Raw genomic sequence first — 6,000 nt, 5'->3', positions numbered from 1 at the left:
TCAGCAAAAGCAACGCCTACCTTTTGTGGCTCGCCGCCTTGCGAACCAGTCAGATCCATAATACCGCCCATGCCCTGGATCATGAAATCGTATCCGGCGCGGTGGGCATAAGGGCCATCCTGACCAAAACCAGTCACGGAACAATAGATCAGCTTCGGATTGATCTTCTTGAGGCTATCATAGTCAAGGCCAAACTTGGCTAGCCCGCCAACTTTGAAGTTTTCGATCAGCACATCACTTTGACGTACCAGATCATAAATCAACTCAAGGTCTTCCTGCTTTGAGAAGTCAGCAGTTATGGAGCGCTTGCCGCGATTGCAGGCATGGAAGTAGGCTGCACTTTTGCTTCCGCCCTCTTCTTCGACAAACGGAGGTCCCCAGGTCCGGGTATCATCACCGCGCGGGCTTTCCACCTTGATGACATCGGCACCCAAATCAGAAAGGGTTTGTCCAATCCATGGGCCTGCCAGAATGCGCGCCAGTTCCAATACTTTTATGTTTTCCAGGGGAGCTGTCACGGAAGCAACCTCAGCCTTTTTGTATAGATCTATTTCAGGAGCTCAGTGCTACCTGTTTTTTCGGGATAGTGCTTACGAGGATCTGTCATGATCTCCTTCCAGTCCTTCCCTTGCTTGATAATTTGATTTTTGGGTGCAAAAGTGATGAGGTTTTCATTCCCTGCATTTGACCGGAACCGTTTTCAACGGTACCGCCGATCTACATAAAAATTTGGAAGCGCTGCGCCAAGGGGTGATCAAGCTGCTTTAACACTTCTTGGGAGAACAGGTATGCGATCTGAAACTGCTCAGCTCATTAGACTGCAAGACTACACAGAAACACCCTACGTCATTGAGAGTGTTTCTCTTATCTTCAAACTTCTACCAGAAGCAACCGAAGTTATCTCCACCCTTACCATTTCCAAGCGTGATGGCACCGAAGACGGCGCTCCACTTGAGTTGGATGGCGACGAGCTTACACTTATTTCAGCCGCTATTGATGGCGTGCTATTGGCAGAAGACGCTTTCGAAGCCTCTACAGACAAGCTGACAGTTCATGCACCACCTGCTGAGCGCTTCCAGTTGGAAGTTATCACCAAGGTGAACCCAACCACGAACGCCAAGCTGGAAGGACTTTACCTTTCTCAGGGCATCTACTGCACTCAGTGTGAGGCAGAGGGCTTCCGCCGGATCACTTACTACTATGACCGCCCAGATGTGCTTTCAGTATTCACGACACGCATTGAAGCTGACAAAGCGACCAATCCGATTTTGCTTGGTAACGGTAATCCGCAGGACGCAGGTGACATTGAAGGCACTGATCGTCACTTTGCAGTGTGGCATGATCCGCACCCGAAGCCAGCTTATCTGTTTGCGCTTGTTGCTGGCGATCTTGCCTGCATTTCAGAAAAGTATACGACAGCTTCCGGCACACCAGTCGATCTGAACATCTTTGTCGAGAAAGGCAATGAGGACCGCGCAGACTGGTCCATGGACAGTCTGGTCCGGTCCATGCGGTGGGACGAGAAAGTATTTGGCCGCGAGTACGACCTCGAAGTGTTCAACATTGTTGCTGTTTCTGCGTTCAACATGGGTGCGATGGAGAACAAGGGCCTCAACATTTTCAATGACAAGTTCATTCTGGCGGATAGTGACACAGCGACCGACACAGACTATGAGAGTATTGAGACTGTTGTCGCCCACGAATACTTCCACAACTGGACTGGTAACCGCATCACCTGCCGCGAGTGGTTCCAACTTTGCCTGAAGGAGGGACTTACTGTATTCCGCGATCAGGAATTTTCTTCTGATGAACGTTCCCGCCCTGTGAAGCGTATTGCTGATGTAATCCGCCTGAAATCCCGTCAGTTCCCTGAGGATCAGGGGCCTCTTTCGCATCCAGTTCGCCCGACAGAATACAAAGAGATCAACAACTTCTATACGGCAACGGTCTATGACAAAGGTGCTGAGCTGGTTCGTATGATCAAGACAATTCTTGGTGCAGACAACTTCAGAAAAGGGATGGATCTTTACTTCAAGCGACACGATGGTGATGCTTCAACCATTGAGGACTTCCTCAAATGCTTTGAAGATGCGACTAAGATCGATTTGTCTCATTTCAGCTTGTGGTACCACCAGTCCGGTACACCAGTTGTGAAAGCAAAAGGTTCTTACGACGAAGCTGCAAAGACTTTCACTCTGGAGCTGGAACAGATTAATGCTCCAACACCTGGACAAGACCAAAAGAAACCATTCTTCATTCCAATTCGCTTTGGCTTGGTTGGCCCGAATGGAGATGATCTCGCCTATTCCAATGCCGAAGGTGCTCAAGTCGATGGCGATTTGCTGTGTCTGAGCGAAAACAAACAAACCGTTGTCTTTCATGGTATCGGCAGTAGACCAGTTCCTTCCCTTCTGCGCGAATTCTCGGCTCCAGTTAAGTTGGAAACAGGTCTGTCCCGTGAAGATCAAATCTTCCTGATGCGCCACGACATCGACCCGTTCAATCGCTGGCAGGCTGCTCAGACGTTGATGACCGATCTGCTTATTGAGCTGACCAATGGTGCAGAGCCGACAGGCAAGGACGCCTTCATTGAGGCGCTCGGTCACATGGCAGAGGATGAGAACCTTGACCATGCGTTCCGTGGTTTTGGCCTGATGCTGCCTAGCGAGCAGGCAATCGCACTTGAAATCGGCAAAGACGTCGATGCTGATGCGATCGGTGATGCCCGTAATGCGTTCTCCAAAGAGATCGGCGTTGCACTCTATGACACCTTCAAGCGTATCTATGATGCTTTGGAGATGCCAGCAACGTTTAGCCCGGATGCTCTTTCAGCAGGCAAACGTGCGCTGAAGCTGCGTTGTTTGTCCTACTTAGCGGCAAGTAATAGTGAAGGCAGCGCTACTCTGGCTAAGGCACATTTTGATGCTGCCGATAACATGACGGACCGGATCAGCGCCTTGAACTGCCTGGTCAAGTTCAAGCTGGCAGGGGCGCAAGAAGCCATGGCTTCCTTTGAGGAACGCCACAAGGACACTGCTCTTGCCATGGATAAATGGCTAGGTGTCGCGGCCAGCGCGCCGAGCAAAGACACGATTGGCGCTCTACGTACTCTCACAGAACATCCGGCATTTTCTTGGGATAATCCAAATCGTATCTACGCGCTCATTGGCGGCTTCCTCGGTGGCAATACAAGAGGTTTCCATGCGGCTGATGGTTCAGGATATGATTATCTTGCTGAAATCACGTTGCAATTGGACAAGATTAACCCTCAGGTTGCTTCCAGAATGGTCAAAAGCTTTGGCTCTTGGAAGAATATGAATGCGGAACGCAGAGTAAAGGCAGAAGCCGCTTTGAAGCGAATTCTTGCAGCTGATCAGCAACTCTCTACTGATGTCAAAGAAATAGTTGAGCTGTGTCTAGACTAAGACAGTCGACTTTGCACCCAGCGAAGTCTCTGAGAGTCCTATGAAAATTAACGGCAGCAAAAAGCGCTGCCGTTAACCATTTTTTTGTGTCGAGACTCTGGACAAGTTGATTCGGATAGATTCAAATGAATGTGATTCGGGTGAATTGCAACCCGAGTTATTTGCGGCGGAATCTGACACATGGGGGCATTCATGGCACGAGCCTTTGCAGGGGGCGCGACCGCTCGACGACTCTTGAACTCGACCAAACGGACAGGCAAAAAAGACGCTCTGACCGGACATATCAAGTTACTCGCTCAACCAGCCTACCAACGCCTCTTAACAACGGAACCAATGATGCGCAGAATTATTCCTGCTCTTTGCATCGTGTTCATTGCGTGTACCGCTATCTTCCGCGGACTTGAGATTGCTTACAATTATGAGAATGTCAGCCAGAAGGCTCAGGACGATCTCACACTTATTGCAACTGCCCTGACCGCCAGCATTGAAATTTCCGAGCAAGAAAAAGGCTCCGCCGGCCTGACTTCTGCTTTGCAGCGTGCACTTTCTGAGGCCCTGCCCCCCCGGGCCACCAGCCAAAGCCGCCAAATTCTCTTGACTGACCCGAACGGTACCATTGTTGCTAGTGCTCCGACCCGCCCTGATATGGAAGGGTTGAAAATTACTAGTTTCCTTGGTGACACTCAGCCAATGACGTTCTTTGGAAAACGCGCAGGTGTGCTGACGCTCAATGAGGGCACCAAAGACGCAACCCGGGCAACAGTTCATCATTTACCAAACAAAATCGGCATGGTTGCTATCATGCAGCCAGAAGACGCGATTTTCTCTTCCTGGCGTGCTGAACTTTCCGCCAATGTCACGATCTTTGTTGCAACCTCCATGGTGCTGCTGGTCATCATCTATGCCTATTTTGCGCAGGCAACCCGAGCGCAGCAGGCAGATGGCATTTACTCGGCCACGCGCTCTCGCATTGACGCTGCCCTCAACCGTGGTCGTTGTGGTCTGTTTGACTGGGACCTTTCCCGTGGCCGCGTGTTCTGGTCCGCTTCGCTCTATGAGATGCTGGGCATGGATCCGCGTAATGATATTATGGGCTTTGCTGAGATCCAATCCCTGACCCATACCGATGACGTTGATCTTTATGATCTTGCAAAGAGCCTGCTGGATACCGGCAAGAGCAACGTGGATCGTCAATGGCGCATGCGTCACAGTGATGGTTCCTGGGTCTGGCTTCGGGTACGTGCTGAAGTTCAAACCGATGCGGGCACCAATGAACCTCACCTGATCGGTATCTGTATGGATGTGACCGAGCAGAAGCGCTTGGCAGAACAGAGCCGTACTGCTGATCTACGCCTGCGTGATGCAATTGAGAACATCTCCGAGGCCTTTGTCTTGTGGGATGCTGACAACCATCTGGTGATGTGTAACTCCAACTACCGCAAGCTGCATCAGCTGCCAGACCATGTTGTGCAGTCGGGCACGCCTTATGCAACTGTCATGTCTTCCGCGAGCCAGCCGATTATTTCCGAGCCTGAGGAAGGCGACCACATCGACAGCGATATGGGAAGTTCCTACAAGGTTGAGATGGAAGGTGGTCGCTGGTTACAGGTCTCAGAGCGCCGGACCAAAGATGGTGGCTTCGTTTCCGTTGGCACCGACATTACAGAGCTGAAGCGTAAAGAAGAGAAATTGCTTGAGTCTGAGCGCGGTCATATGGCGACCATTGCCGACTTGCGCCAGTCCCGCCAGAAACTTGAACTACAGGCTCAACAGCTGGTGGAACTGACCGAGAAATATGCGGATGAGAAGACCCGCGCGGAAGATGCAAACCAGGCGAAGTCCGAATTCCTTGCAAACATCTCCCACGAGTTGAGAACACCACTAAACGCAATCATCGGCTTCTCTGAGATTATGGATCAAGGCATGTTTGGTGACCTTGGTTCCGACAAGTACAAAGAATACTGCAAGGACATTCATTCCTCCGGTAACTATCTGCTGAATGTGATCAACGACATTCTGGATATGTCTAAGATTGAAGCGGGCCGGATTGAGTTATCTGTTGAGGATGTTCAGATCCAGCAGATCGTTCAGGATGCAGCCCGGATTATCTCTGCAACAGCAGCTGAGAAGAACATCAAGGTTGTTAGCGAAAATCTGCCTCACATGCATCTGCAGGCTGACCGCCGCGCTGTTAAGCAGATCCTACTCAACCTGCTTGCAAACTCTATCAAGTTTACACCAGACAATGGTGAGGTTCGGGTCTCTGCCCGCAAGGTCGGTGCCTTTGCTGAACTCAAGATCTCTGACAACGGTATCGGAATCTCCAAGAAAGACATTGACCGTCTTGCCAAGCCGTTTGTGCAGGTGGAGAACCAGTTCACTAAGACGCACAAAGGATCTGGCCTTGGTCTGGCAATTGCACGGTCTCTCAGCGAGCTGCACGGCGGTTACATGGAAATCGCCTCTGAAGTCGGCACAGGCACCGAGGTTACGATCAAGCTGCCCTTGAAAGCTAAGGGACGCGACAAAGGCCGCCTGACAGGTATCAGCAATCTAAACGCTGCCTAAGAGCAAG

The 6,000-nt window shown here is 50.9% G+C and carries 3 protein-coding genes; 2 read left to right on the top strand and 1 reads right to left on the bottom strand.

The window, feature by feature from the left end:
- A partial coding sequence (locus tag PPL9_RS28625) for a CaiB/BaiF CoA-transferase family protein (protein ID WP_161831495.1) occupies positions 1-518 on the bottom strand: 518 nt, incomplete at its 3' end.
- A 270-nt stretch (positions 519-788) separates the two neighbouring features.
- Here PPL9_RS28625 and pepN point away from each other — a divergent pair.
- Positions 789-3,425, top strand: coding sequence for an aminopeptidase N (pepN, locus tag PPL9_RS28620; RefSeq protein WP_057465907.1), 2,637 nt, complete (start codon positions 789-791; stop codon positions 3,423-3,425).
- 192 nt (positions 3,426-3,617) lie between these two features.
- Positions 3,618-5,993, top strand: coding sequence for a PAS domain-containing sensor histidine kinase (locus PPL9_RS28615; protein ID WP_057465906.1), 2,376 nt, complete (start codon positions 3,618-3,620; stop codon positions 5,991-5,993).
- The last annotated feature ends 7 nt before the right edge of the window (positions 5,994-6,000 follow it).

The sequence above is a fragment of the Pseudovibrio sp. POLY-S9 genome (assembly GCF_001431305.1).
GTDB lineage: Bacteria > Pseudomonadota > Alphaproteobacteria > Rhizobiales > Stappiaceae > Pseudovibrio.
Note: the sequence above shows the minus strand (reverse complement) of the source record. Positions and strands in the feature narration are given on the sequence as shown.

Coding starts and splice junctions, on each gene's coding strand:
- PPL9_RS28615 (WP_057465906.1), top strand. CDS start 3,618: ATGGCACGAGCCTTTGCAGGGGGCGCGACCGCTCGACGACTCTTGAAC.
- pepN (WP_057465907.1), top strand. CDS start 789: ATGCGATCTGAAACTGCTCAGCTCATTAGACTGCAAGACTACACAGAA.